This window comes from Janthinobacterium sp. Ant5-2-1, from assembly GCF_001445815.1.
Lineage (GTDB): Bacteria > Pseudomonadota > Gammaproteobacteria > Burkholderiales > Burkholderiaceae_D > Janthinobacterium > Janthinobacterium lividum_E.
Genome location: NZ_LNCE01000047.1, coordinates 187,164 through 213,922, shown reverse-complemented (window position 1 = coordinate 213,922; position 26,759 = coordinate 187,164). Strand labels below are relative to the sequence as shown.

Annotated in this window: 24 protein-coding genes; 12 read left to right on the top strand and 12 right to left on the bottom strand. The window is 63.7% G+C overall.

Translation table 11 applies throughout. The features are described from left to right. Window positions 1–26: 26 nt before the first annotated feature. The 9 genes from ASN89_RS16200 to araD all read right to left on the bottom strand — a co-directional run bounded on the left by ASN89_RS16200 (window position 27) and on the right by araD (window position 9,453). A complete protein-coding gene (locus ASN89_RS16200) occupies window positions 27–815 on the bottom strand; it encodes an SDR family NAD(P)-dependent oxidoreductase (RefSeq protein ID WP_058049982.1) in 789 nt (262 codons plus the stop codon). Window positions 816–843: 28 nt separating this feature from the next. Continuing rightward, on the bottom strand, window positions 844–1,752 hold the full coding sequence (locus ASN89_RS16195; RefSeq protein WP_058049981.1) for an SMP-30/gluconolactonase/LRE family protein: 909 nt from the start codon (window positions 1,750–1,752) through the stop codon (window positions 844–846). Continuing rightward, window positions 1,745–2,641: an aldose 1-epimerase gene (locus ASN89_RS16190; protein ID WP_058049980.1), complete on the bottom strand. Its 897-nt coding sequence runs from the start codon at window positions 2,639–2,641 to the stop codon at window positions 1,745–1,747. The genes ASN89_RS16195 and ASN89_RS16190 overlap by 8 nt, the downstream gene beginning before the upstream one ends. A gap of 8 nt (window positions 2,642–2,649) precedes the next feature. Continuing rightward, entirely contained in the window at window positions 2,650–3,480 is an 831-nt protein-coding gene (locus ASN89_RS16185) for a carbohydrate ABC transporter permease (RefSeq protein ID WP_034755232.1), read from the bottom strand. Beyond that, window positions 3,477–4,391: a carbohydrate ABC transporter permease gene (locus ASN89_RS16180; protein WP_058049979.1), complete on the bottom strand. Its 915-nt coding sequence runs from the start codon at window positions 4,389–4,391 to the stop codon at window positions 3,477–3,479. The genes ASN89_RS16185 and ASN89_RS16180 overlap by 4 nt, the downstream gene beginning before the upstream one ends. Before the next feature lie 76 nt (window positions 4,392–4,467). Next, entirely contained in the window at window positions 4,468–5,718 is a 1,251-nt protein-coding gene (locus tag ASN89_RS16175; protein WP_058049978.1) for an ABC transporter substrate-binding protein, read from the bottom strand. Between the two features lie 47 nt (window positions 5,719–5,765). Next, complete coding sequence (locus ASN89_RS16170; RefSeq protein WP_058049977.1) at window positions 5,766–6,869, bottom strand: ABC transporter ATP-binding protein; 1,104 nt, start codon at window positions 6,867–6,869, stop codon at window positions 5,766–5,768. Between the two features lie 64 nt (window positions 6,870–6,933). Further along, the gene (locus ASN89_RS16165; protein WP_058049976.1) at window positions 6,934–7,746 is read right to left on the bottom strand and encodes an HpcH/HpaI aldolase family protein; all 813 of its coding nucleotides are present in this window, start codon (window positions 7,744–7,746) and stop codon (window positions 6,934–6,936) included. 39 nt (window positions 7,747–7,785) lie between these two features. Next, on the bottom strand, window positions 7,786–9,453 hold the full coding sequence (gene araD / locus ASN89_RS16160) for an L-arabinonate dehydratase (RefSeq protein ID WP_235501992.1): 1,668 nt from the start codon (window positions 9,451–9,453) through the stop codon (window positions 7,786–7,788). 396 nt (window positions 9,454–9,849) lie between these two features. Here araD and ASN89_RS16155 point away from each other — a divergent pair, with 396 nt between their 5' ends. Both ASN89_RS16155 and metE read left to right on the top strand, forming a co-directional pair. Further along, window positions 9,850–10,884, top strand: coding sequence for a LacI family DNA-binding transcriptional regulator (locus ASN89_RS16155; protein WP_058049974.1), 1,035 nt, complete (start codon window positions 9,850–9,852; stop codon window positions 10,882–10,884). A gap of 269 nt (window positions 10,885–11,153) precedes the next feature. Further along, entirely contained in the window at window positions 11,154–13,442 is a 2,289-nt protein-coding gene (metE, locus tag ASN89_RS16150) for a 5-methyltetrahydropteroyltriglutamate--homocysteine S-methyltransferase (protein ID WP_058049973.1), read from the top strand. A 211-nt stretch (window positions 13,443–13,653) separates the two neighbouring features. Here the strand turns inward: metE and ASN89_RS16145 are convergent, their stop codons facing one another. Next, window positions 13,654–13,842 (bottom strand): hypothetical protein, encoded by a 189-nt coding sequence (locus ASN89_RS16145; protein WP_046684175.1) that lies wholly within the window; start codon window positions 13,840–13,842, stop codon window positions 13,654–13,656. A gap of 133 nt (window positions 13,843–13,975) precedes the next feature. On the opposite strand from ASN89_RS16145, the gene ASN89_RS16140 reads away from it, so the two are divergent. Then, on the top strand, window positions 13,976–15,076 hold the full coding sequence (locus ASN89_RS16140) for a transketolase-like TK C-terminal-containing protein (protein WP_152988589.1): 1,101 nt from the start codon (window positions 13,976–13,978) through the stop codon (window positions 15,074–15,076). Here ASN89_RS16140 and ASN89_RS16135 read toward each other — a convergent pair. Beyond that, the gene (locus ASN89_RS16135) at window positions 15,061–15,552 is read right to left on the bottom strand and encodes a MarR family winged helix-turn-helix transcriptional regulator (RefSeq protein WP_046684177.1); all 492 of its coding nucleotides are present in this window, start codon (window positions 15,550–15,552) and stop codon (window positions 15,061–15,063) included. The two genes, ASN89_RS16140 and ASN89_RS16135, sit on opposite strands and share 16 nt — an antisense overlap. A 133-nt stretch (window positions 15,553–15,685) precedes the next feature. On the opposite strand from ASN89_RS16135, the gene aceE reads away from it, so the two are divergent. The 3 genes from aceE to ASN89_RS16120 all read left to right on the top strand — a co-directional run bounded on the left by aceE (window position 15,686) and on the right by ASN89_RS16120 (window position 20,820). Then, window positions 15,686–18,361, top strand: coding sequence for a pyruvate dehydrogenase (acetyl-transferring), homodimeric type (gene aceE / locus ASN89_RS16130; protein ID WP_058049971.1), 2,676 nt, complete (start codon window positions 15,686–15,688; stop codon window positions 18,359–18,361). Between the two features lie 17 nt (window positions 18,362–18,378). Further along, complete coding sequence (gstA, locus tag ASN89_RS16125; RefSeq protein WP_058049970.1) at window positions 18,379–18,999, top strand: glutathione transferase GstA; 621 nt, start codon at window positions 18,379–18,381, stop codon at window positions 18,997–18,999. 231 nt (window positions 19,000–19,230) lie between these two features. After that, window positions 19,231–20,820 (top strand): aspartate:alanine exchanger family transporter, encoded by a 1,590-nt coding sequence (locus tag ASN89_RS16120; protein ID WP_058049969.1) that lies wholly within the window; start codon window positions 19,231–19,233, stop codon window positions 20,818–20,820. Window positions 20,821–20,832: 12 nt separating this feature from the next. On the opposite strand, the gene ASN89_RS16115 is transcribed toward ASN89_RS16120, so the two are convergent. Further along, the gene (locus ASN89_RS16115; RefSeq protein WP_058049968.1) at window positions 20,833–22,041 is read right to left on the bottom strand and encodes an MFS transporter; all 1,209 of its coding nucleotides are present in this window, start codon (window positions 22,039–22,041) and stop codon (window positions 20,833–20,835) included. 158 nt (window positions 22,042–22,199) lie between these two features. Between ASN89_RS16115 and ASN89_RS16110 the strand changes: the two genes are divergently transcribed. From ASN89_RS16110 to ASN89_RS16085, 6 genes are all read left to right on the top strand, one after another. After that, window positions 22,200–22,787 (top strand): TetR/AcrR family transcriptional regulator, encoded by a 588-nt coding sequence (locus ASN89_RS16110; protein WP_058049967.1) that lies wholly within the window; start codon window positions 22,200–22,202, stop codon window positions 22,785–22,787. Window positions 22,788–22,899: 112 nt separating this feature from the next. Next, the gene (locus tag ASN89_RS16105; RefSeq protein ID WP_058049966.1) at window positions 22,900–23,250 is read left to right on the top strand and encodes a VOC family protein; all 351 of its coding nucleotides are present in this window, start codon (window positions 22,900–22,902) and stop codon (window positions 23,248–23,250) included. A 171-nt stretch (window positions 23,251–23,421) separates the two neighbouring features. Then, window positions 23,422–24,612, top strand: coding sequence for an acyl-CoA dehydrogenase family protein (locus tag ASN89_RS16100; protein WP_058049965.1), 1,191 nt, complete (start codon window positions 23,422–23,424; stop codon window positions 24,610–24,612). Between the two features lie 16 nt (window positions 24,613–24,628). Next, window positions 24,629–25,774, top strand: coding sequence for an acyl-CoA dehydrogenase family protein (locus ASN89_RS16095; RefSeq protein ID WP_058049964.1), 1,146 nt, complete (start codon window positions 24,629–24,631; stop codon window positions 25,772–25,774). Continuing rightward, window positions 25,771–26,259 (top strand): MaoC family dehydratase, encoded by a 489-nt coding sequence (locus tag ASN89_RS16090; protein WP_046683057.1) that lies wholly within the window; start codon window positions 25,771–25,773, stop codon window positions 26,257–26,259. Before ASN89_RS16095 ends, ASN89_RS16090 begins: the two co-directional genes overlap by 4 nt. Next, window positions 26,252–26,707, top strand: coding sequence for a MaoC family dehydratase (locus ASN89_RS16085; RefSeq protein ID WP_058049963.1), 456 nt, complete (start codon window positions 26,252–26,254; stop codon window positions 26,705–26,707). The genes ASN89_RS16090 and ASN89_RS16085 overlap by 8 nt, the downstream gene beginning before the upstream one ends. Window positions 26,708–26,759: the final 52 nt, after the last annotated feature.

The window sequence follows — 26,759 nt, the reverse complement described above, 5'->3', positions numbered from 1 at the left end:
GGTTCTCCTTGGATGAGGGATGCTGCTTATCCGGCGACCGAGACTTGGGCCAGACCCGCGTCGACGATGATGTTCTGCCCTGTGATGCCGTCCGAATCGTCGGCCGCCAGGAACAGGGCCGTGCGCGCCACGTGGCCCGCGTCGAGCCGGTATTTCAGGCATTGCAGTTCGATGAAACGCCGGTCTTCTTCCGGATCGCGCCACAGCGCGGCCTGGCGGTCCGTGGCGATGGCGCCCGGGGCGATGGCGTTGACGCGGATATTCTGTTCGCCCAGCTCGCGCGCCAGGGTGCGCGACAGGCCCGCAATACCGGCCTTGGACGTGGTGTAGCCGACCAGGTTGGGACGCCCGCGCATCCAGGAAATGGAGCCGAGGTTGATGATGGAGCCGCCGCCGGCCGCCGCCATGCCGGGCGCCACCTGCTGGATGGCGAACACGTGGTGCTTGAGGTTCAGGGCCAGGCAGTTGTCCCAGTACTCGGGCGTCAGTTCGGCCAGCGAATGGCGGTCGTCGCGGCCCGCGTTATTGAGCAGCACGCGGATGGCGCCGAAACGCGCCTCGACGTCGGCCAGGCTGGCCTGGTAGGCGGCGATGTCGCGGATGTCGCTGTACACAAAATAGGGCGCATGGCGGCACAGGGGCGCCAGGCGCGTGGCCAGGGCGGCGCTGGCGTCGCGGTCGATGTCGCAAAAAGCCACTTGCGCGCCTTGCAGGGCGAAGTGTTCGACCAGGGCGGCGCCGATGCCGGAGCCGCCGCCGGAGACGAAGACCACGCGGTCCTGCAGGCTGGGGTAGAGAGTGATGTTGGCGTTCATGCTGTCCTCGGGAGGGTTGTGTGGGGTATCAATCCCGGTAAAGGGGTTCGGGGCGGCCTGCCACGTCCAGGCGCACGGCAAAGAGGCCGCCGGCCTGCGGCTGGCGCGCCAGTTCGTCGTCGCCTGCGCCTTCGCGCGCGCTGGTGATGTACAGGGTGCGCAGGTCGGCGCCGCCAAAGGCGATCATGGTGGGGCGCGTGACGGGCACGCGCACGATGCCGATGATCTCGCCCTGCGGCGAAAAGCGCAGTACCCGGCCGCCTTCGTATTGCGCGCTCCAGTAGCAGCCTTCGGCGTCCAAAGCCGCACCATCGGGGCGGCCGCCGTACACGGCTTCTTCGCCCTTGACGGGAAGGCGCGAGAATACCTGGCGCTCGCCGACCTGGCCGCTGGCCGCGTCAAACGCGAAACGGTAGATCACGTGGTTCGGCGTGTCGGACTGGAACAGTGATTTCCCGTCGGCCGCGAAAGCAAGGCCGTTGCTGACCTTGACGCCGAAGCCTTGTTGCGGTCCCCAGCCCAGGCGCGTGGCGCCCCGTTCCAGGCAAAACATGGCGGCCAGTTCCGTCGTGCGCGGCTCATACATGGCGCCGGCCCAGAAACGCCCGGCGCTGTCGCAGCGGCCATCGTTGAAGCGCATGTCGCGGCTGTCGTACGGTGCATCGGCCAGCTTGTCGAGCAAGCCTTCCTGCGGATAGAAACGGTAGAAACCGTCGCGCAGGGCCGCCACCAGGCCGCCCTTTTCAGCCAGGGCGATGCAGCCAGGCTCGCACGGCACCCACCAGACGCGGTCGAGGTTTGTCGCCGGATCGTAGCGGTGCACACGGCGTCCGGCGATGTCGATCCAATATAAACACTGCTCGGCCACGCTCCACAGCGGGCATTCGCCCAGCTGGGCGCGCGCGTCGAGCGCGAGTTCGGCTTGCCATTCACGCATGCTGGGCCTCCGCAGTGTCTTCCATGGCCAGTCGCATGGCGATGTGCAGGCTCTCGCCGGGCGCCAGCAAACGCATGCCCGTGCCTTGCGCGCCGCGTGCGGCCAGCGCAAACGCGTTATTCGCGTGCGTGACGGGTTCCAGCGCAATGAAGCTGCGTTCGTCGTTGGGCGCGAAGCAGACGAGGTGGCCGCAATTGTCGCTGGCCGACAGCTGCACGCTGTAATTACCGTAATCGAGGCTGGCGCGGCCCGTCCAGCCGCTGTAGCAGTTGTCCGCCTGCCAGCCGGCCACCTGCTGCGGCGTGGCGAATGGCGACGCTTGCAACACAGGTGCCAGGCCGGCGGGCAAGCGGTCGTCGCCCATGCTCCACACGCCATCCCATTGGGTCTGCAGGCGCAGGCCAGGGGCCAGCGGAAAGTAGGGGTGAAAACCCAGGCCGGCGGGCATGGCGCGCGTGTCGTCATTGCGCACCGATAAAGTCAGGCGCAGGCCGGCTTCGTCGAGCAGCACGGTTTGCTGGACGGTGCAGGCGAACGGCCAGTCCGCGTCGCCGCCATGCACGAGCAGCAGTTCGGCGCTGTTGGCCGTGCGCGCCGCCACGTGCCAGGCGCGTTGCCAGCCAAAGCCGTGGATGCTGTGCGGCTCGGGCGGGAAGTTGGCGCGCAGCGCATGCGTGTGGCCATCGGCCTGCAGCACGGCGTTGCCGATGCGGTTAGAATACGGCGCCAGCGGATAGCACGCCATCTGCCGCACACCAGCGTTGGCCGGCGCGGCGCGCAGGATGTCGCGCCCGCGCCAGCGGAGCGCCGCCAGCGCGCCACCCGTGGCCGGGTGGACGTCGGCGCGGCAGTCGCCGTGCGCGAGGGTGAAGGGAGACTGGTGGTCCATTTTCAGCCTCAGCCTTTCAAGCCGCCCGAGGTCAGGCCGCTGACGACCTTTTCCTGGAAGATCACGATCAGCACGACGATGGGCACGATGGCCACCACCAGCGCCGCCGAAATGATCGGCCACGGGAAGGCGAACTCGCCCTGGTACAGCTGGATGCCGACGGGCAGGGTGCGGTAAGCCACGGCCGAATTCATCGACAGCGCCAGCAGGAACTCGTCCCAGGAATTGACGAACGCGAGAATGGCCGCCGTCGCCACGCCAGGCGCGGCCAGCGGCAGCACGATGCGCCACAGGGCGCTCAGGCGGGTGCAGCCGTCGAGCATGGCCGCATTCTCGATGTCGCGCGGGATATCCTGGAAAAAGCTCACCATCATCAGGGTGCAGATGGGCAGGTTCAGCACCGTGTACGGCAGCACGAGCGCCCAGTAGGAATTGAGCAGGCCCAGGCTGCGCATGATCTCGAACAGCGGCACCATCAGGGTCACCAGCGGGAACATCGACACGCCGATGATGGCGGTGAGGATCAGGCCGCGGAAGCGCAGCCGCAAGCGGGCGATCGCATACGCGGCCAGCGCGCTGATGAACAGACTGAGCAGGGTCGACAGGCCGGCCACGATCAGGCTGTTGGTCAGGAACGTCAGCAGCGGCTGGTCCTGGAAGGCCGAGATGAAATTGCCGATGGTCGGTTCGTGCGGCCAGTAGGTGATCGGCTTTTGCGTCAGTTCGCTCTCGGTCTTCAATGAGGTGAACAAAATCCACAGGGCGGGGAAGACGCCGTTGAGGATGACGATCGCGGCGGCGAACCAGCGCAGGCGCTTCGATGAAAACAGGCCGCTCATTCTTTGTCTCCTCTTACATATTTCAGATACACAAACGTGGTGGCCATCGACAGCAGGAACATGAACACGGCCAGTGTCGAGCCGTAGCCCACGTCAAGGTAGTCCACCGTATTGGACTGGATGTACATGGCCAGGGTCTTGGTTTCATCGCCAGGGCCGGGCATGTTGTACGGAATATCGAAGGACTGGATGGCCGTCAAGGTGCGGAAGATCAGCGCCACCAGCATCGATGGCACCAAGAGCGGCAAGGTCACTTCCGTAAATTGCTTCCACTTGCTGGCGCCGTCCACCTCGGCCGCTTCATACAGCGAGGCGGGGATCGTCTGCAGGCCGGCGAGCAAAATGAGCGCCATGAACGACGAGGTTTTCCAGATGGTCGTGATGCAGATGGCGGCCATCGTCAGCGCGGGCGAATTGAACCAGATTTGCGGTTCCCAGCCCAGGCCGGGGATCAGCAGGTCGATGCGGCGGATGATGTCGTTCACCAAGCCGTATTCGCTGTGGAAGAACCAGGCGAAGATCAGGCCGACGAAGGCCAGCGGCAGCGCCCACGGCAGCAGCAGCGCCAGGCGCACGGGCCAGCGGTATTTGAACGGCATGTTGGCCAGCATGGCCAGGCCCAGGCCCGCCACCAGCGCGCCCGGCACGGTGACGATGGTGATGATGACGGTGTTTTTCAGCGACTTCCAGAACAGGCTGTCTTCCAGCGCCATCTTGTAGTTGTCCAGGCCCACGAAACTGGGCAGGCTGCCGCCGGACAGGCGGATGTCGAAAAAGCTGTTGTAGATCAATTTGCTGACCGGGTAGGCCACGATCAGCAGTAAAAACAGAATCGCCGGCGTCAGCAGGACCCAGGCCAGCGTCGTTTCGCTGGGGTCCGTGATGCGGCTTTTCAGGGTGCGTTGCCTCATGATTTCCTCGTCTGTTGCGGTGTGCGTATGCGTGTGCCGCCCGGGCCGCCGTCGTGGCGGCCCGGGCGCATGCCGGTTAGCGCAGGATGCGCTTGACCCGGTTTTCGATCTCGGCCACGCCGGCCGCCGGCGTCTTCACGCCCGCCATCACGGCATTCGTGTTGACGCGCACGGCTTCGGACACTTCGCTGTAGCGCGGCGTGACGGGGCGCGAACGGGCGCTTTGCACCACCGGCAGGGCGTCGGCGAACCAGCCATTGACGGCCAGCACTTCCTTGTCCTGGTAGACGGACGGGTAGACGGGCAGGTTGGAGGCCTTGATGGCCAGCTGCTTCGACACTTCCGGGCTCGACAGCCAGCGCACCAGCTTGGCCGAAGCTTCCTTGTTTTTCGAGAACGAGGACACGGCCCACTGCCAGCCGCCGATGCACGAGGCCGGCTTGCCGCCCGCCATGGCCGGCAGGCTGACGACGCCGACTTTATCTTTCACGCTGCTGTCGGCGCCATCCTGGAAGTGGTTCCAGGCATAGCCCCAGTTGACGGCAAACAAGACGTTGCCGGCCTGGAATTCCTTGCGCGTATCGTCAGTGGCCACTTCGGCGATGTTCTTTTTCGCCACGCCCTGGTCGACCAGCTTGCGCCACATGGCCAGGCCCGCTTCCGCCTTGGGCTTGTCCAGGGTCAGCTTGCCGTTGGTGACCAGTTCGCCGCCCTGGCTCCAGTACGGCAGCAAGAAGGTGCAGACGGCGCCTTCGATGGCCTTGCCCTGGAAGCTGATGCCTTGCAATTCCGGATTCTTTTCGCCGGCCTGGATGGTGCGCGCCACGGTGGCCAGCTCATCCCAGGTTTTCGGCGCCGCCAGCTTGTACTTGGCCAGCAAATCCTTGCGGTAGTAGAGGAACATGGCGTCGGCAAAGGCGGGCAGGGCCACGACCTTGTTGTCGACCATATTCGCCTGCTTGTAGGCCGGCAGGTACTGGCCCATGATCTTGTCGCGGTCGGCGCCCAGGTATTTGTCCAGGCTTTCGATCCAGCCGGCCGACGCGTACTGGGCCGGGCGGATGATGTCGATCAGGAACACGTCCAGGGTGGTGTCGCCGGCCGACAGCACGGTGTTCAGGTATTTCTGCTGCAATTCGGAGGTGGCGCCGCCCGTTTCCAGGTCGATCTTGACGCCGGGATTGGCGGCCATGAACTTGGCGAACAGTTCGCGCATGACTTCGGGGCGCTCCTGGCCGCCGACGAAGACCTTGACCGTCTGCGCGTGCGCACCGGTGGCGAGGACGAAAGTGGCGCCGAGCGCCAGGACGAGGGATTTGATACGCATGATGTTGTCTCCTGTTTTTTGGAATGGGTATGCCGCTTGTGCGCGGCTTATCGGGATGGCAGTACCGCGCCGCCCTGCGGATCGAACAGGTGGAATTTCTCCATGTCCAGCTGTACCGTGACTTGCTGCCCTGGCGCCAGTGCAAACGTGGGCGGCAGGCGCGCTGTCAATTCGCCGCCTTCGCACTGGAAGATGACGAGGGTTTCCGCGCCCAGCGGCTCGACCACGACCACGGTGGCGGCCAGGGCGGCGCTGGCGCTGCCGGCCGCCTCCAGGGTGATGTCTTCCGGGCGGATGCCGAATTCCACGGCGCGGCCATCGAGCTTGCCGCAGGCAGCCTGACGCTCGAGCGGCAGGGCCAGGCGGGCCGCGCCCAGCACAATCTCGGCCTGGCCGGCGCCATTGCGCGCCACCTTGGCGCCGAGGAAGTTCATCGGCGGCGAACCCGTGAATCCGGCGACGAATTTCGACACGGGCTCGTTGTAGATCTGGTCCGGCGTGCCGACCTGCATGATATTGCCACCAGACAGCACGACGATGCGCTCGGCCAGGGTCATCGCTTCGACCTGGTCATGCGTGACGTAAATGGTGGTGGCGCCGATGCGCTGGTGCAGCTTCTTGATTTCCGTGCGCATTTCCGAGCGCAGCAGGGCGTCCAGGTTCGACAGCGGTTCGTCGAACAGGAACAGCTTGGCCTGGCGCACGATGGCGCGGCCCATGGCCACGCGCTGGCGCTGGCCGCCGGACAGGGCGCGCGGCTTGCGGTCGAGCAAGTGGTCGATTTTCAGGATGGTGGCGGCGGCGCGCACGCGCTGTTCGATTTCCGCCTTCGGAAACTTGCGCAGCTTCAAGCCAAAGCCCAGGTTGTCGAACACGGACTTGTGCGGATACAGCGCATAGTCCTGGAAGACCATGGCGATGTCGCGCTCGCGCGGCGGCAAGTCGTTGACGACCTGCCCCTCGATGGAGATGGTGCCGCCCGTGATGGACTCGAGCCCCGCGACCATGCGCATCAGGGTGGACTTGCCGCAGCCCGAAGGGCCCACGAAGACGACGAATTCGCCTTGCTTGATTTCCAGGTCGATGCCATGAATGACTTCGACGCCGTTGTCGTACTTCTTGACGACCTTTTCCAGTTTTACACCTGACATGCTTGTCTCCAAAAGATGCGAATGACGCGTCTGAGCGCGCTACGTGCGTTGCAACAGAAATAGATTAGTAGGCGCCCGTGTCGAGGGCTTTCGCCAACGACGGTTTCAGGGCCGTGATAAAGGCGTTGGCCTGGCGCATCATCATGCCCATGTCCGAAGCGATGGCCACGTAGTCATAGCCGTAACTAATGAAAGTGTGCACCATTTCCGGCGAAGGGCCGACAATGCCGATGGGTTTGCCGATGGCGCGGGCGCGGCGGGCAGCGTCGGCAATCGCCGCCTGCACGTCGGGATGGCCGATATTGCCGATCTGGCCCATGGCCGCCGACAGGTCGCCGGGTCCCACGAACAGGGCGTCGACGCCCTCGACGGCGGCGATCTCTTCCAGCTGCGCCAGGGCGGCCGGCGTTTCCAGCTGGATGATCGAGAAGACGGCGCCGTTGGCGCGGGTGGCGTAGTCGGGCACGGTGCCATAGCGGCTGGCGCGATGCATGGCGGCAAAACCGCGCGTGCCGGGAACGGCCTGGCCCGGCTGTGGATAGCGGGTGGCGGCCACGGCGCTGCGCGCTTCTGCCGCGTTTTCCACGAACGGGAACATCAGGGTCTGCGCGCCGATGTCGAGCGCGCGCTTGATTTGCACCAGGTCGTTCCAAGCCAGGCGCACGACGGGGCAGGCCGGCGTGCCGCCCACTGCCTGCAGGATCTGGTAGGCGTCCTGGTAGTCGATGGGCACGTGTTCCATGTCCAGCACCAGCCAGTCGAAGCCGGCGCAGCCCATGGCTTCGGCCGTCACGGGCGTGCCGGCCATCAGCCAGCTGCCCAGCGGTACTGCTTTGTCCGCCAGCAAGGCGCGGAAAGGGTTGTCCAGGATATCCATATTTACTTTGTGCTCTCTATATATGTAGGGAAGGCGGCGTCAGAAGATCGGCGGCTCGGGCGTGGCGGCGTTGCCCAGCAAGAAGTCGAGGTCGCAGCCCTGGTCGGCCTGCGTCACGTGCTCCATGTACAGCTTGGTGTAGCCGCGCGCATATTTTTGCGCCGGCGCCTGCCACTCGGCCCGGCGGCGCGCCAGTTCCTCGTCCGTCACATCCATGTTCAGGGTGCGCGCGGCGATGTCCAGCTCGATCATGTCGCCGTTGCGCACCAAAGCCAAGGGGCCGCCCACGGCCGCTTCCGGCGTCACGTGCAATACGCAGGTGCCGTAGTGGGTGCCGCTCATGCGCGCGTCGGAGATGCGCACCATGTCGCGGATGCCCTGCTGCAGCAGCTTTTTCGGCACGGGCAAATTGCCCCATTCCGGCATGCCAGGGGCTCCGATGGGGCCGCCATTACGCAGGATCAGCACCGTGTTTTCATCGATGTCCAGGTCCGACGCATGGATTTGCGCCAGCATCTCCGCGTTCGAGTCGAACACGAGGGCGCGTCCGCGATGCTTGGCAAATTTCGGATTCGCGGCCGACGGCTTGATGACGGCGCCGCCAGGACACAGGTTGCCGCGCAGCACGGCCAGCGCCGCGCCGTCGGCCACCGGCTGCGACACCTTGCGGATCACGCTGTCGTCGAGGCAGACGGCGTCGGCGATGTTTTCGCCCAGGCTGCGGCCCGTGACCGTCAAGGCCGTCAAGTCCAGCTGCGGCGCGATTTCCTTGAGCAGGGCCGGCATGCCGCCCGCATAGAAGAAATCTTCCATCAGCTTGTCGCCGGACGGGAAGAGGTTGGCGATGACCGGTACTTTTTGCGCCATCGCATCCATTTCATCGAGCGACAGGGCCAGGCCGGCGCGCCCGGCGATGGCGACCAGGTGGATGGCCGCATTGGTCGAGCCGCCGAGCGCCATGTAGGCGGCCACGCCGTTCGACAGCGCGGCGCGGGTGAAGAAGCGCGACGGCTTCAAGTCTTCCCACACCATGCCGACGATGCGCTCGCCGCATTGCGAGGCCATGCGCACGTGGTTGGCGTCCATGGCGGGAATGCTGGTGGCACCCGGCAAGGTAAAGCCCATCGCTTCGACGATGGACGTCATGGTGGACGCCGTGCCCATGGTGTTGCAGGTGCCGGGCGAGCGTGTCATCTTCGCTTCGAGCTTGATCCACTCGGGCTTGGCGATGTCGCCAGCCACGTAGTCGTCCCAGAATTTCTTGGTGTGCGTGCCCGCGCCCACGCTCTGGCCGCGGTAGCGGTCGTTGAGCATGGGGCCGGCAGGGCAGAAGATGGCGGGGATATCCATGCTGATGGCGCCCATCAGCATGCCTGGCGTCGTCTTGTCGCAGCCGCCCAGCAGCACGGCGCCGTCGATGGGCAGCGAACGCAGCAGTTCTTCCGTTTCCATGGCGAGGAAGTTGCGGTAGATCATGGTGGTGGGCTTGACCATCACTTCGCCCAGCGACAGGGCCGGCAGCTCGACGGGGAAGCCGCCGGCCAGCAGGATGCCCCGCTTGACGGCTTCGGCCCGTTCGCGCAGATGCGAGTGGCACGGCGACAGGTCGCTCCAGGTATTGATGATGGCGATGACGGGGCGGTCGAGGAATTCCTCGCGGCGCAAGCCCATCTGCTGCAGGCGCTGGCGGTGGGCGAACGAGCGCATGTCGTCTGGGGCCAGCCAGCGCTGGCTGCGCAGGGATTCCAGCGTGCGGCGGGAGGTAGCGGAGCTCAATGTGTGTCCTTTTTGGTTGCCTGGCGCGCTGCGTATGGCGTTCCAGTGCTGCTGTCTCGGGTCTTGCTTGTCGTCTTTGTTAGCGCTAACATTGCAAGTACAGCGAAATATAATTTGAATCGCGGGGGGCTGTCAACAGATTTAATGCAGGGTGCAGGCGCGCAGCCCTTACACTATCGGCATGATTTCATTGACGCCAATTTCCAGGGTGGAATTTCTGCGGCCCGGCCGAAGAGCCGTAAAGCACCGGCGATACGCTGGCGTCCCCCGTGCGCCCGGCCATGGCATCATGCGTGGTGATCACCGATTTTTGAGAAGGCAGTACCCATGAACGACCCAGTACGCAAGCGGCGTGGCCTCGGCCGCAGCACCGTGTTCGATGTGGCCAAATTGGCACAGACCTCGGCCATTTCCGTGTCGCGCTATTTCAAGGAGCCGGACCGCGTGTCGCAGGAAACGCGCGACCGTATCAAGAGCGCCATCGACCAGCTCGGCTATATCCGCAACGAGGCGGCAGGCGGCCTGGCCTCGACCCAGGGCCGCATCGTGGGCGCCATCGTGCCCAGCGTGTCGAACTCCATCTTTGCGGAAACCATCCAGGGCTTGTCGACCACCTTGTCGCAGCACAATTACCAGTTGCTGCTGGCCACCCACGATTACTCGATCGAGACGGAAGAAAAGGTCGTGCGCGCCTTTCTCGGCTGGTCGCCGCGCGCGCTCGTGCTGACGGGCGCCGACCACAGCGCCGCCACGGAAACCTTGCTGGCGGGCTTGCAGATTCCCGTCATCGAAACGTGGGATATCCGCCCCGAGCGGCCGTATCCGCAGATCGGTTTTTCCCACATCGCCACGGGGCGCGACATGACCTTGTATCTGCACGGGCAAGGCTACCGGCGCATCGTCTACGTCGACAGCGGCATCGGCAGTGATTTCCGCGCGCGCAAGCGGGCCCAGGGGTATGAGGAAACCATGCGGCAGCTGGGTTTGCGTCCGGAAATCGTGCAAGCGTCGGTGACGGCGCCGCTCGACGCGGGCGGGCAAGTGTTCAGCGAGCAAATGGCGCGCGCCGAGCGGCCCGACGCCCTGTTTTTTGCCAACGACAACATGGCTGCCGGCGCTATCTATGAAGCGGCGCGCCTGGGCATCCGCATTCCCGAGCAATGCGCGGTGGCGGGCTTCGGCGACTTCCCGTTCTCGGAAAAACTCATGCCGGCGCTGACGACGATACGCGTACCGCGCTATGACATCGGCCGCCTGGCCGCGCAAGCAATCCTGCAGCGCCTGGGCGAAGTGGACGAGGGCGCCGCGCCACCGGCCTTGGCGCCGCTGGCCTACGAACTGATCGCGCGGGCCAGCGCTTGAGATACCGTACTTGCCGCAGATATTGATGAATCATATTTCTATCATCACAACATGCAATTGGCTTGATATGCTGCGATGCGGCATCATGCATCTGTCTCCTCTACTTCCTCACAGGAATTAGATTCAGCCCGCTCCCGTAGCGGGCTTTTTTTTGCCCGTGCCCGCCTGCCTTCCTATGAATATTATTAATGGATATATGAAGTTTTACCATTATTTTTCATGGATGAAAGCCTTTATGATGATTCCATACTTCATCAGGAGGCACGACCATGACCGTCACGACACACAATTTGGGCTACCCGCGCATCGGCGCCAAACGCGAACTGAAATTTGCCCTGGAAGACTACTGGAAGGGCAACATCACCTTGGCCGCGCTGGAAAGCCAGGGCGCCGAATTGCGCCAGCGCCATTGGCAAGACCAGAATGTGCTGGACTTGGCGCCCGTGGGCGACTTTTCCTTCTATGACCAGGTGCTGGACCTGAGTTTTACCCTGGGTAACTTGCCGCAACGCGTGCGCGGCCTGGAAGGCGCGGCGCTTGATAACTATTTTCGCGTGGCCCGTGGCCGCTCGGCCAGCGACAGCGATTGCAGCTGCGTCCACGCCGGCGAAATGACGAAATGGTTCGACACCAATTATCACTACATCGTGCCGGAATTTTCGGCCGGAATGCAATTCAAGCTCGACAGCAGCCGTTTGCTGCAGCAACTGGCGCAAGCGCGCCAATTGAATGTCAAGGCCAAGCCCGTGCTGATCGGCCCTGTCACCTATCTGTGGCTGGGCAAGGCCAAGGATGATTCTGACAAGCTGGCGCTGCTGCAAGGCTTGCTGCCCGTCTACGTGGAACTGTTGCAGGAACTGGCCGCCCAAGGCGTGGAGTGGGTGCAGATCGATGAACCTATCCTCGTCACGGAACTGGACAGCGCCTGGCAGCAGGCGCTCGTCACGGCCTACGATGCCTTGAGCAAGGCCAACAACGTCAAATTGCTGCTGGCCACGTATTTCGGCAAGCTGCAAGAGAACCTGGCACTGGCGTGCAAGCTGCCCGTGCAAGGCTTGCACCTCGATGCCGTCAATGCCCGCGAGGAAGTGGAACAGGTGATTGCCCGGTTGCCCGCCACGAGCGTGCTGTCTCTGGGTGTCGTAAATGGCCGCAATATCTGGAAGACGGATTTGAATGCCGTGCTGGCGTGGCTGGAACCCGTGCACGCCAGCCTGCAATCGCGCCTGTGGATCGCCCCGTCATGCTCCTTGCTGCACGTTCCTGTTGACCTGGACAGTGAACAAAAACTCGAGCAGGACATTCAATCGTGGCTGGCCTTTGCCCGTCAAAAGCTTGATGAAGTGCACACGATTGCCGGCGCACTAAACCAGGGCCGCGCCTCCGTCCAGGCGGCGCTGGACGCCAATCATGCTGCCGTGCAAGCGCGCCGCCAGTCGCCGCGCGTGCACAATCCGGCAGTGAAAGCGGCCGTGGCCCGCATCGACGCCAGCCTGGGCCAGCGCGCCGGCAGCTATGCCGAACGTGCCGCCAAGCAAGCTGCGCTGTTGCAACTGCCCGCGTACCCGACGACAACCATCGGCTCCTTCCCGCAGACGGCGGAAATCCGCCAGGCCCGCAGCCAGTTCCGCAGCGGCCAGCTCGATGAAGCCAGCTATAAAAAATTGATGCAGGCGGAAATCGCCCATTGCGTCCAGGAACAGGAAGCGCTGGGCCTGGACGTCTTCGTGCACGGCGAGGCGGAACGCAATGACATGGTGGAATATTTCGGCGAACAGCTCGACGGCTATACCTTCAGCCAGTTCGGCTGGGTGCAATCGTACGGTTCGCGCTGCGTGAAGCCGCCCATTTTGTTCGGCGACATCAGCCGCCCGCGCGCCATGACGGTCGAGTGGATTACCTACGCCCAGGCGCTGACAGACAAGCCGATGAAGGGCATGCTGACGGGCCCCGTCACGATCCTGAACTGGTCTTTCGTGCGCGATGACCAGCCCCGTTCCGTGTCGTGCTACCAGTTGGCGCTGGCCATCCGCGCCGAAGTGCGGGACCTGGAACGGGCCGGCATCCGCGTGATCCAGATCGACGAGGCGGCGCTGCGCGAAGGCTTGCCCCTGCGCAAATCCCAGTGGGCCGAGTACCTGCGCTGGGCCGTGGAATCGTTCCGCATCACGGCCAATGGCGTAGCCGATGAAACGCAGATCCACACGCACATGTGCTATTCGGAATTCAACGACATCATCGCGCAGATCGCCGGCATGGATGCGGACGTCATCACGATTGAAACCTCGCGTTCCGATATGGAATTGCTGGATGCCTTCGATGATTTCAACTACCCGAACGACATCGGCCCTGGCGTCTACGACATCCACTCGCCCAACATTCCTGGCCAGGAACAGATGGTCAAGCTGATGCGCAAGGCGGCCGAGCGCATTCCCGCGCAGCGCCTGTGGGTCAATCCCGATTGCGGCCTGAAGACGCGCGGCTGGAAAGAAGTCATTCCTGCGCTGGCCAACATGGTAGCGGCAGCGAAAACCTTGCGCGGCGACACCGTGGCGTAAGGATGGCAGGGGCAGGGGAGGCCGCTATGGCTGAAACGTGGCTGAGAGTGGCTGAGATATAGAACAATCGTATTTCTGTCATCACAACATGCAATTGGATAATGATGCTGCGATGCGGCATCATTCACCTGTCTCCTCTACTTCCTCACAGGAATTAGATTCAGCCCGCTTCCGTAGCGGGCTTTTTTTTGCCCGCGTCGTACGTGGTCCGCTACAGCACATTCGCCGCCACGGCCGAACTGTAGTTGCGCGCCAGCGCCGCGATGATGGCGGCCATCGCCTGCGGGTTGTCAGTGCCGCCGAAATGCGCGGCATACAGGCGCTTGGCCGCCTCGACTTGCGCATTCGTCAGTTTCACGGCATAGGCCATGCGCACGGTTTCAGGATTGTTCAGCGTCATTTTTCACCTCGAAGACAGGATTTCACTTGGCTCGCGCACTTGTACGCGCAAAGGATTGCAACTACAATAATTGCATTTGCAATCGTATAGGCAATATCTGCCTTGCGCAAGCATTGTTGCGACAGGAGCCTGCATGCATTCTTCCCCTTTACTTCCTCCACCGCCATTGGACGTGGCGCGCGACACCGTCCAAGCTTGCTTGGCCGCGCTGGCGGCACCGCCGGCGTTGCCGTTGCGGCAGGTTTCGCCACGCCGGGCGCTGGGCGCCATGGCGGGCAGCTTGCAGACGGGCCCCGGTGCGGTGAACGCCATCCGCATCGTGCGCGCGGAAGTGATGCAGCGGCCTGACGATGCCTGGAATGTCACGGCGTCCGCCAGTGCCTGGCCGCTGCGCTATGGCGCCGACAAACCGCTGTTGTATCTGTGCCGTCCAGCATCGGTTCAGGCATTGTGTGGCGTGCTGGTCGATGCTTGCGAGCGTGGCATCGTCTGCAGCGACGCGGAAACGCAAGCCTCGCACTGGCCGAAAGGCGTGCAGCCCGCGCTGCCCGCCTGGCTGTCCGCGCAGCATAATTGCACGCCGTTCGATCCGGCCACGGGCGAGGAAGTGCGCGCCATTCTGCGCTCGGCACTGGAAACGCTGTATGTGGAACAGCAGTCAGGCTTTTACTATCTGGCCATACATGACGAAGATGCGGACGAAGGTGCGGATGAGTATGCGGTGGCGGCGCCCTTGTCGGCCGCCGATGCGGCAGCGGCCAGCCTGGGCATGTACCGCGTGTCGCCGCTGAGCCCTGAGCCATGCCGGGTGCGTCTGTGCGGGGCGGGAGCGATGCTGGCCGTCGTTGCCGATGCGGCCCGCTTGCTCAAGGACGACTGGGATATCGCGACGCAAGTGTGGAGTTGCCCCAGCTATACGCGCCTGGCGCGCGATGCACAGGCGGCGGAGCAGTGGAACCTGCGTCATCCGCGCGCCGTCCCAAGGTTGGCCCATGTGCGGCGCTGCCTCGATGACAGCGCCGCGCCCGTCATCGCCGTCACAGGCTATGGGCAGCACATCGCGGGGCAGATCGGCGGTTACGTGCGCGGGCGTTTCATCGCCGTCGGTGCCGACGCCATGATGGAGGTCAGCGCGCCATGGCTGGCCGTCACGGCCTTGAAAGCCCTGGCCGACGATGGCGCGCTGCCCCTGCAGTCCGTCGATTACGCGCTGCGGCGCTACGCCTTGCTCTGAACCTTGCCCTGGCCTGCGTTGCGTGCCGCCTCGGCGGCGCGCGCGAGGGCGGCGCTGAAGTCCTGCTGCTCGCCGCTGTCAAAGTGCGCGAGGAACAGGTCGGCCACCGTGGCCTGGTAGACGGTCCACATCTTCTTGCGCAAGACCTTGCCATCTTCCGTGATGGAAACGAAGGCGGCGCGCCCGTCTTCCATCGAGCGCGTGCGCGTCACCAGCCGGTCCGTTTCCAGCTTGTCCACCAGGCGCGTCAGGTTGTAGCGCTCGATGGCCAGAGCGTCGGCCAGTTCATGCATGCGGCGCGAACCGTCCTGTCCGCTTTCGAGTCCCCACAGCACGTCATACCACGCATATACGGGCAGGCCGGCCGCGGCGAGGCGGCGCTCGATTTCGCGGATCATCAAACGGTGCGTGCGCACGAACGAGAACCACAGGTCGGGCGCGGAGCCCGGGCCAGTTTCAGGCGCGGTTTCAGACATCGGTATTCCTCCAGATCGGTCACAGTTGCAAATGCAATTATAGCGCTATACAATGGCCGTCGTAACGATTGCAAATGCAATGATTGCATAAGCAATTATTCGCGTATCGAATTTCCCAACCCAGGAGACTGCCATGACCACATCCCTCGCTGTGCCCGATATTGACCCGCAGGAAACCAAAGAATGGCTGGAGGCGATGCAGGCCGTCGTCGCGGTGGAAGGGCGTCCGCGCGCCCATTATTTGCTTGACCAGCTCGTCGATTCCGATTCCGCGCAGCACGGCGGCATGCATGGCCGCGTCACCACGGCCTATACCAACAGCATCGCCACCGAACGCCAGGGTGCGTATCCGGGCGACCCGGCCATCGAGCGCCGCCTGAACGCGTACATCCGCTGGAATGCGATGGTGATGGTCTTGCGCGCGGCCAGGCATTCGAACGTGGGCGGCCACATCGCCACCTACCAGTCGGCGGCCGTGCTGTACGACGTGGGTTTTGACCACTTCTTCCGTGGCCGCACAGACCAGTTCGCCGGCGACCTGGTCTACATCCAGGGCCATTCCGCGCCCGGCATCTATGGCCGCGCCTATCTGGAAGGCCGCATCACGGAAGCGCAGCTGGACAATTACCGCCGCGAAGCGGGGCGCGAGGGCTTGTCGTCGTATCCGCATCCCCGGCTGATGCCCGACTTCTGGCAATTTCCCACCGTCTCCATGGGCCTGGGCCCGCTGACGGCCGCCTACCAGGCCCGTTTCATGCGCTACCTCGAGTACCGTGGCTTGAAGGAACACCAGGGCCGCAAGGTATGGGCCTTCCTCGGCGACGGCGAGATGGACCAGCCCGAATCCCTGGCCGCCATTTCGCTGGGCGGACGCGAGCGCCTGGATAACCTGATCTTTGTCGTCAACTGCAACCTGCAGCGCCTCGACGGTCCCGTGCGCGGCAACAGCAAGGTCATCCAGGAACTGGAAGGCACGTTCCGCGCGGCCGGCTGGCATGTCATCAAGGTCGTCTGGGGCAGCGGCTGGGATGCCTTGCTGGCGCGCGATACGAGCGGCTTGTTGCGCCAGCGCATGATGGAATGCGTGGACGGCGATTACCAGACCTTCAAGTCGCAAAATGGCGCTTATGTGCGCGAGCATTTCTTTGGCAAGTATCCGGAACTGCTGGCGCTGGTGGCGCACATGTCGGACGACGACATCTGGAAGCTGACGCGCGGCGGCCACGACCCGGAGAAAGTGCACGCCGCGTATGCCGAGGCCATGCGCACGCCGGGCCGTCCCACCGTGATCCTGGCCAAGACCGTCAAGGGTTTCGGCATGGGCGAGGCGGGAGAAGGGCAGAACATCAACCATCAGCTGAAAAAGATGAGCGCCGACGCCGTGCGGACGTTCCGCGACCGCTTCGCACTGCCCGTCAGCGATGCCCAGCTGGAAGAAATGCCCTACCTGAAACCGGCGCCGGACAGCGAGGAAGGGCGCTACTTTGCCGCGCGCCGGGCGCAGCTGGGCGGCTACATTCCCGCCCGCATCGGCAAGGTGGCGCCCTTGCCCATACCGCCGCTGTCCGCGTTCGCCACCCAGCTCAACGATAGCGGGGAGCGGGGCGCGTCCACCACCATGGCCTTTGTGCGCATCCTAGGTACTCTGCTGAAAGATCCCGCCTTGAGCAAGATCATTGTGCCCATCGTGCCGGACGAATCGCGCACGTTCGGCATGGAAGGCCTGTTCCGCCAGATCGGCATCCATTCCTACCTGGGTCAGCTGTACACGCCGCAGGATGCGGGCCAGCTCAGTTATTACAAGGAAGCCAAGGATGGGCAGATATTGCAGGAGGGGATCAATGAATCGGGCGCCATTTCTTCATGGATCGCCGCCGGCACGTCGTACAGCAACCATGGCCTGGCCACCATCCCGTTCTACATCTTCTATTCGATGTTCGGCTTGCAGCGCGTGGGCGACCTGGCGTGGGCGGCGGCCGATGCCCGCACGCGCGGCTTTTTGCTGGGCGCCACGTCGGGCCGCACGACACTGATGGGGGAGGGACTCCAGCACGACGATGGCCACAGCCACGTGCTGTCGTCCGTGATTCCCAACTGCATCTCGTACGACCCCACCTATGCCTACGAGCTGGCCGTCATCATCCACGATGGCATGCGCCGCATGTTTGCCGAGCAAGAGGATATTTTCTATTACATCACCTTACTCAACGAAAACTATCCGCACCCGGCCATGCCGGCAGGGGCCGAGGCGGGCATCTTGCAGGGCCTGTATCTGCTGCAGGAAAGTCCGGAAGCACTCATGGCAACCACGCCGCGCGTGCAGCTGATGGGCAGCGGGTCCATCCTGCGCGAGGTGCTGGCCGCCAGCGTGCTGCTGCAGCAGGATTTCGGCGTGGCGGCCGACGTGTGGAGCGCCACCAGCCTGACGGAAGTGCGGCGCGACGGCCTGGCCGTGCAGCGCTGGAACATGCTGCACCCGGACAGCGCGCCGCGCGTGCCCTACATCGAGCAATGCCTGGCTGGCCGGCAAGGCCCGGTGGTGATCGCCACCGATTACATGAAGATCGTGGCCGACCAGGTGCGCCCCTTCGTGCACGACCGGCGCTTCGTCACCTTGGGTACGGATGGCTTCGGCCGCTCCGATACGCGCGAATCCTTGCGCACCTTCTTTGAAGTGGACCGCCATTTCATCGTGCTGGCAGCGCTGACGGCGCTGGCGGATGGAGGCGAGCTGCCGCGCAGCAAGATTGGTGTAGCCATCGCCAAATACGGCATCGACGTGGAAAAACTGGATCCCGCGTCCGTGTAACTTTTCGAGGAGTGATCATGAAACTGTATTACGCAACGGGAAAGTGTTCTTTGTCGCCGCACATCGTGGCCATCGAGGCGGGCATCGCGCTGGAACTGGAAAGAGTTGATATTCGCAAGATTCCGCGCATCACGGAAACGGGCGCCGATTATGCGCGCATCAATCCGAATCTGTACGTGCCGGCGCTGGCGCTGGACGACGGCACCATCTTGCTGGAGGGCACGGCCATCGTGCAATACCTGGCCGATCTGGCGCCGGCCAGCGGTCTGGCGGCGCCGGCAGGAACCATGGCGCGCGTGCAGCTGCAGTCGTGGCTGGGTTTTATTGCCACCGAGCTGCACAAGGTGTTCAGTCCCTGGCTGTTCCACCCGGAATACGGCAGGCAGGCGCAGGACGTGGCCCGCTCGCGCCTGGCTGCCCGCCTCGATTACGTGGAGCGGCAACTGGCGGCCGGCGGGCCGTATCTGCTGGGCGAGTGCTATTCCATCGCGGATGCCTATCTGTACACCATCCTCGGCTGGTCTGCGCACACCAAGGTGGACTTGTCGGCCTTCCCGCAAGTGCGGCGCTTGTTCGAGCGCGTCGGCGAGCGTCCCGCCGTGCAGCAGGCGTTGCGCGAGGAGGAGGGTAGATATTGATAAAACATATTTCTATCATCACAACATAGAATTGGATGAATATGCTGCGATGCGGCATCATGCATCAGTCTCCTCTACTTCCTCACAGGAATTAGATTCAGCCCGCTCCCGCAGCGGGCTTTTTTTTTGCCCGTTTTGTGGCGCAAAGCTGCGCACGCTTGCTTGTCATCATCGCCATCGTGTTGCTTTTGTGCATGTTAAACTGGGCCTTCCCCAGAATAAGGCTGCCCCATGCTTGAACTCTTCCGCCATACCCTGGAATCGTCGCCCATCCTCGCCCTGTTCCTCGTTATCGGCGCCGGTTATGCGCTGGGGCGCATCAGCGTGTTCGGCTTTTCGCTGGGCGTGGGCGGCGTGCTGTTCGCGGGGCTGGCGCTGGGTGCCTTTGCTCCCGCTTCCGTGCCGCCGCCGATGGTCGGCTCCATCGGCTTGCTGCTGTTCCTGTATGGCATCGGCGTGCAGTACGGCGTACAGTTTTTCGCCGGCTTGCGCGGCGCGGGACAGAAACACAATCTGATCGCCTTTGTCGCCGTCATGGGCGGCCTGGCCGTGTCCATCTGGGGCGGGCAATGGATCGATATCTCGCTGCGCATGGCCAGCGGCGTGTTTGCCGGCGCCATGACCAGCACGGCCGCCTTGCAGGCGGCGCTGGAAGCGTCGCACGGCAATGGCGACGCGGCCGTCGGCTATGCCGTCGCGTATCCGTTCGGCGTCGTCGGCCCCATGCTGGGCCTGTACCTGGCCGGGCGCATCTTGAAACCCGTGCTGACGCCGCCGCCGGCGCCCATCGTCGTGTCCGAAATCACCATCGATGCAGCCAAATTGGCAGGCGCGGCCCTGTCCGAACTGGCCGACGGCCCCCTGGCTGGCGTGCAAGTGATCGGTGTGCGCCAGGGCCACCAGAACCGTTTGCCCGACCCAAGCCTCGTGCTTGGCGTGGGCGACGCGCTGATGGTGTCGGGCACGGTGGCGGGCGTGGAAGCGGCGCGCACGGCGCTGGGCCATCTGGACCCGGGCCGCCTGATGAAGGACCGCAGCGATTTCGATGGCACGGAAGTGTTCGTGTCCGACGCGGAAATCGTCGGCGTGCCCCTGGGCGAGCTGAACCTGGCCAAGGATTTCCCCCTGCAGATCGCGTTCATCCGCCGCGGCGACGCCATGATTTTGCCGCACCCGTTCCTGACCCTGGAATTCGGCGACAGGGTGATGGCCATCGCGCCGGCCAAACATGCGGCCGACGTGCGCAAGCTGTTCGGCAACTCCATCACGGCCACGGCCGAGTTCAGCTATGTGTCGCTGGGCATGGGCATGGTCTTGGGCGTGCTGCTGGGCCTGGTGCCTATTCCCTTGCCGTGGATAGGCTCGTTCAGCCTGGGCCTGGCCGGTGGGCCGCTGGTGATGGCGCTGATTTTGGGCCGCCTGGGCCGAGTCGGCAAGATCAGCTGGCGCTTGCCGTTGTCGGCCAACCTGGTCATGCGCAACTATGGCTTGACGATATTCCTCGCTTCCGTCGGCATGGCGTCCGGCTTGCCTTTCGTGCAGCAAGTGGGCGCCGACGGCTTGCCCATGCTGGCGCTCGGCGCCGTGACGGTGCTGGTGGTGGTGGCCCTTGTCGTCATCCTGGGCAAGGTCTTCCTGCGCCTGCCGTTTCCTGAATTGCTCGGTATCGCGGCCGGCGCCACGGGCAACCCGGCCGTGCTCGTGTTCGCCAACCGCCTGGCCAAGTCGGACCGGCCGAACCTCGGCTATGCGATGATTTTCCCCAGCATGACCATCGTCAAGATCGTGGCCGTGCAAGTGCTGCTGCACTTGTATGGCTGATGGCGGCCAGCGTCAATCCCTTGCAGCGCCAGGGCGTTTGTTGGCTCCGGCAACGCTGATGCCAGACGCCAGCAGCAAGGCGGCAGCGGCAAATCCTGCGGCAAGCCACAGGTTGGCCGAGAGGCCCAGCCTGTCGACGGCTTGGCCACCGGTCCACGCCCCGAGCGCGATGCCGATATTGAAGACGCCCACATACAGCGCGGCGACGATCTCCACGGCCCCGGGCGCCGCCTTCATCATCAAGGTCATCAGGCCGACCGATACGCCGCCGTAGGCCAAGCCCCAGGCCAGCAGCACCACGCCGCCGCCGATGCAGGACTCGCCGACAGCGAGGAACAGCAGCGGCGTGAGCAGCAGGCCGCCCGAGATGGCGATGATGGTAGTCGCCGTGCGCCGCGCCGCAGCGACACCGGCCAGGAAGTTTCCAATGATGCCCGCGAAGCCATAGGCAAACAGCAGTGCGCCCAGCCATTGCGTATCGAAGCCCGACACGGACAGCAGTAGCGGGCGCACGAAGGTAAAGGCCATGAAATGGCTGGTCACCAGCAGCAGGGTCAGAAGCAGTCCCGCTTGCAACTGCCTGTTGCGCAGCTGGTTGCCGAATTGGCGCAAGGTCGCCGAAGCGGCAGCAGGCAGGGCGGGAATGACGGCCAGATGCAGCGCCAGTACCAGGCCGCTGAACAGCGCCATGACGCCGAAAGCCCAGCGCCATCCTGCGAGGTCGCCGATTTGTGCGCCTAGCGGCACGCCCAGCACGGAAGCGGCCGCCACGCCGCCGAAGATGACCGACGTTGCCAGGCCAACCGAGCGGGCAGGAACCAGCCGGGAAGCGAGGCCGCCGGCGATGGCCCAGATGCCGCCCATGCAGAAACCGACGAGTACCCGCGCCGCCAGCATCCACGCCATGTTCTGCGCCAGGGCCGAGGCAATGTTCGCGATCACCAAGAGCGTCAGCAAACCGCAGAGAATCTTGCGCCTGTCCAGGCTTCCCGATGCAAGCACGACCAGCGGCGCGAACAAGGCCGCCAGCAATGCGGGCAGCGAGATCATCAGACCGGCCGTTCCCGTGGAGGTGCCGAGGGTGTCGGCAATCGGCGTCAACAGGCCGACCGGGAGCATTTCCGTCGTCACGACGGAAAAGGTGGCCATGCCGACAGCGGTGACCGCCAGCCACGGGTGGCGGGCGGAAGTTTCTGCGGCAGCGCAGGAAGACGTACTCATGGTGCATATCCTTCATGTGATCAGGCGATAAACGGGCCGTGCCCCGCTTGCAACGGAGACACGCCGCAGCGATAATACATACATCGCGTATGAATAAAGTATATATACATACGCACTGTATGTAAACAATCATACGCTACGTATGCAAGGAGAAAACAATGGTTCGCCGCACCCGTGTGGAAATGGAAGAAACCCGCGCCTCGTTGCTGGCCACCGCGCGCAAAGTGTTCAGCGAGCGCGGTTATGCCGACACGTCCATGGACGACCTCACCGCGCAGGCAGGGCTGACGCGTGGTGCGCTATATCATCACTTCGGTGACAAGAAGGGCTTGCTGCTGGCGGTGGTGGAGCAGATCGACGCGGAAATGGATGGCCGCCTGCAAGCCATCTCCGACAGCACCGCAGACCTGTGGGAAGGCTTTCGCCATCGCTGCCGTGCCTATCTGGAGATGGCCCTGGAACCGGACATTCAGCGCATCGTGTTGCGCGATGCCAGGGCGGTCCTGGGCGGCGCTTCACCGGACTCGCAGCGCTATTGCCTCGAGTCGATGCAAGGGCTTATCCAGCAGATGATTCACCAGGGCATCGTGGCCGACGCTTGCCCGCAGGCATTGGCTTCGCTGATCTACGGCAGCCTGGCGGAAGCGGCGTTCTGGATCGCCGACGGCGACGAAGGCAAGGCGCGCCTGGTAAAAGGAACTGCTGCATTGGAATTGCTGCTGCGGGGCTTGTTGCTTCAAAGGTAATTGCGGAAGATGGCAGTTTCGTCAGAAGCGGCCATGCCTGGAGAAGTGGATGACGATATTGAGCAGGTTTGGAAAATAGAGCTCTAAGCTTATATTGACAAGGAGAAAAACTATGCAAGTCAAGCGCATCGTTGCAAATTTCCCGGCGTCGGATCCGGGCCTGGCGCGGAAGTTTTACGAGGAAGTGCTGGGGCTGAGCCTGTTGATGGACCACGGCTGGATCATGACGTATGGTTCGCAGACCGAGATGAACGTTCAAGTGAGCTTTGCGACGGAAGGCGGCTCGAATACTGCCGTGCCCGACCTTTCCATTGAAGTCGATGACGTGGATGCCGCTTTTGAACGCATGTCCGGAGCAGGGTTTCCCATTGAATATGGCCTCACCGATGAACCTTGGGGTGTCAGGCGGTTTTTCGTGCGCGACCCGTTCGGCAAGCTCGTCAATATTCTGTCGCACACATAGGTGAAGTGCCAACGGCAGCAGTCAGCCAATTCACCCAGCGCCAGCCATCGTAAAACCCCTGGCGTCACGTTCAATCTGTTGTACAATCCTTGAGAACGGTCGTGCTTTTTTGTGCGCTGAGCTTCCTTGCGTGCAGTCATCACGGCAACCGATAAGAACAAGGAGACAGACATGGACCTGCATTACAAGGCCGAGGAGATGGCCTTCCGCGACACGGTGCGCGCCTTCCTCGACACCCATTTGCCGGCGGATTTGCAGCGCAAGGTGCGCCAGCATCTGCGCCTGAACCGCGACGATTACGTGCGCTGGCACAAGATCGTCGCGCAGCAGGGCTGGGCCGCGCCGGCCTGGCCCGTCGAATATGGCGGCACAGGATGGACGGCCGTGCAGCGCCACATCTGGGAAGACGAGTGCGCGCGCGCCGCCACGCCGCCGATTCTGCCATTCGGCGTGAACATGGTGGCGCCCGTCATCATGGCTTTCGCCAACGCCGAGCAAAAAGCATACTACTTGCCGCGCATTTTGAACTGCGACGACTGGTGGTGCCAGGGTTATTCCGAACCGGGCGCCGGTTCCGACCTCGCTTCCCTGAAAACGACGGCCCAGCGCGACGGCGACCATTACATCGTGAATGGCCAGAAAACCTGGACCACCTTGGGCCAGCACGCGGACATGATCTTTTGCCTGGTGCGCACCGACAGCACGGTGCGCAAGCAGGAAGGCATCAGTTTCTTGCTGATCGACATGAAAACGCCGGGCATCACCGTGCGCCCCATCATCATGCTCGATGAAGAGCATGAAGTGAACGAAGTCTTCTTCGACAATGTGCGCGTGCCGGTCAGCAACCTGGTTGGCCAGGAAAACAAGGGCTGGACCTACGCCAAGTATCTGCTGGGCCACGAACGCACGGGCATCGCCGCCGTCGGCCGTTCCAAGCGCGAGCTGACGTTCCTCAAGCAGCTGGCCATGCAGCAAAGCAAGCGCGGCGCGCCGCTGCTGCACGATCCCGCCTTTGCCGCCAAGGTCGCTACTCTGGAAATCGAATTGATGGCGCTGGAAATGACGGTCTTGCGCGTCATCAGCGAAGAGGGCAAGGGGCCGGGACCGCAGGCGTCGATGCTGAAGGTGCGCGGCTCGGAATTGCAGCAGCAGCTGACGGAACTGATGCTTGAAGCCATCGGCCCGCAAGCCTTGCCTTTCGATCCTGACTTCCTTGATGGCAGCGTGCCGCACGGCGCTGGCGGTGACGACCTGGCCGCGCCGCTGGCCGCGTATTACTTCAATTACCGCAAGACATCGATTTATGGCGGCTCGAATGAAATCCAGAAAAACATCATCACGCAGATGATCCTGGGCCTGTAAGCCAGAAGGAGACGACATGGACTTTCAATTTAATCAGGAACAGCAGCAATTCGCCGATGCGCTGCGGCGCTGGGTCGACAAGGATTACCCGTTTGAAACGCGCAAGCAGATCGTCCACTCGGCCACGGGTACGTCCGATTCTGCCTGGGCCACACTGGCCGAACTGGGCATGACGGCCTTGCCGCTGCCGGCCGGCGCGGGCGGCTTCGACGGCACGGCCGTCGACATGCTGCTGGTGATGCAGGAACTGGGCCGGGGCCTGGTGGTCGAGCCCTATCTGGCCACCGTGCTGGGCGCGCGCTTCCTGAGCCTGGCCGGCGGCCACGACGGCGTGCTGGAGCAGGTGGCCAGCGGCAGCCTGAAACTCGCGTGTGCGCTGGGCGAGCGGCAGTCGCGCCACGATATGCACGATATCGCCACGACCGCCAAGGCCAGCGGCGACGGCTTCGTGCTCGATGGCGAGAAAACCGTCGTCATCCATGGCGCGCAGGCGGGCGCGCTGATCGTCTCGGCGCGCAGCAGCGGTAGCCAGATGGATACGGATGGCATCTCGCTGTTCCTCGTGCCCGCCGACGCGCCCGGTGTCAGCGTGCGCGACTACCGCACCATCGACGGCCAGCGCGCCGCCACCGTCACCCTCGTGCAAGTGGTGCTGGGCCACGACGCTCTTATCGGCCAGGCGGGGCAGGGCTGGCCCGTGCTGGACGCGGCGCTCGACTATGGCGCCGCGCTGCTGTGCGCGGAAGCCGTGGGCGCCATGGACGCCATCTTTGCCGCCACCCTCGAGTACTTGAAGACGCGCCAGCAGTTCGGCGCGCCGATCGGCAAGTTCCAGGCCTTGCAGCACCGCATGGCCGACATGTTCATCCACCTGGAGCAGGCGCGCTCGATGGCCATGCTGGCCGCCGCCAAGGTTGACAGCGAAGATGCGGCCGAGCGACGCCGCACGGTTTCCGCCGCCAAGGCGCGGGTGGGACTGGCCGCCACCTTTGTCGGCCAGCAAGCCGTGCAATTGCATGGCGGCATGGGCGTCACGGATGAATTGCCCGCCGCCCACCATTTCAAGCGCCTTTCCATGATCGCCCTGACCCTGGGCGACGTGGAGCATCACATCGAGCGTTTTATCGCCCAGCCGGGCTTCTTGCCGACGGAGACCGCATGACCGCATCGCCTGCCATCACCCCGAAACACTGGTATTTCGAAGACTTTACGCAAGGCCTGGAAATCGACCTGGGCCAGCGCCATGTGACGGAGAAGGAAATCATCGCCTTCGCCACGGATTTCGATCCACAGCCATTCCATGTCGACCATGAGGCCGCCGAAAAGACCATCTTCAAGGGCGTCATTGCCAGCGGCTGGCATACGTGCGGCATGATGATGCGCCTGGTGGTGGACAATCTGCTCAAGCATTCGTCCAGCATGGGCTCGCCCGGCCTGGACAGCATCCGCTGGCTCAAGCCCGTGCGCGCGGGCGACACCTTGCAGCTGACCTACCAGGTCAAGGAAGTGCGTCCGTCCACGTCGAAGCCGGACCGCGGCATTGTCATTTCCGTGTGGAGCGTGCGCAACCAGCATGGCGAGGTGGTCACCACCGTCGAAGGCATGGGCATGTTCGGCCGCCGCCCTGCCGGAGAGCAGCATGCGTGATATCGCCGGCATCGCCGGTTTCCAGGCGCTGGCGGGACAGCACGTGGCCGTCTCCGACTGGCTCGCCATCACCCAGCAGCGCATCGATACGTTTGCCGACGCCACCGACGACCATCAGTGGATCCACGTCGATACGGAGCGCTGCGCGCGCGAGTCGCCGTACGGCTGCACCGTGGCGCACGGTTTTTTGACGTTATCGCTGCTGCCGGCCATGTTGCAGGGCGCCTTGCACATGGCCGGCATCCGCATGGCCATCAACTATGGCTTGAATAAAGTGCGCTTCCCCGCCCCCGTGCCCGTGGGCAGCCGTCTGCGCGCGCGGCTCGACATCCTGTCCGTCGACGACTTGCCGGAAGGCGCGCAAGTGAACTGGGCTGTCACCATGGAAAGGGAAGGCGACACGAAACCCGTGTGCGTGGCGGAGTTTTTGATGCGCTGCTATCCCTGAGGGATAAGCCTGGCTCGCCGCGTAGGTTGGCGTAAGCCGACGCAGGCGCGCA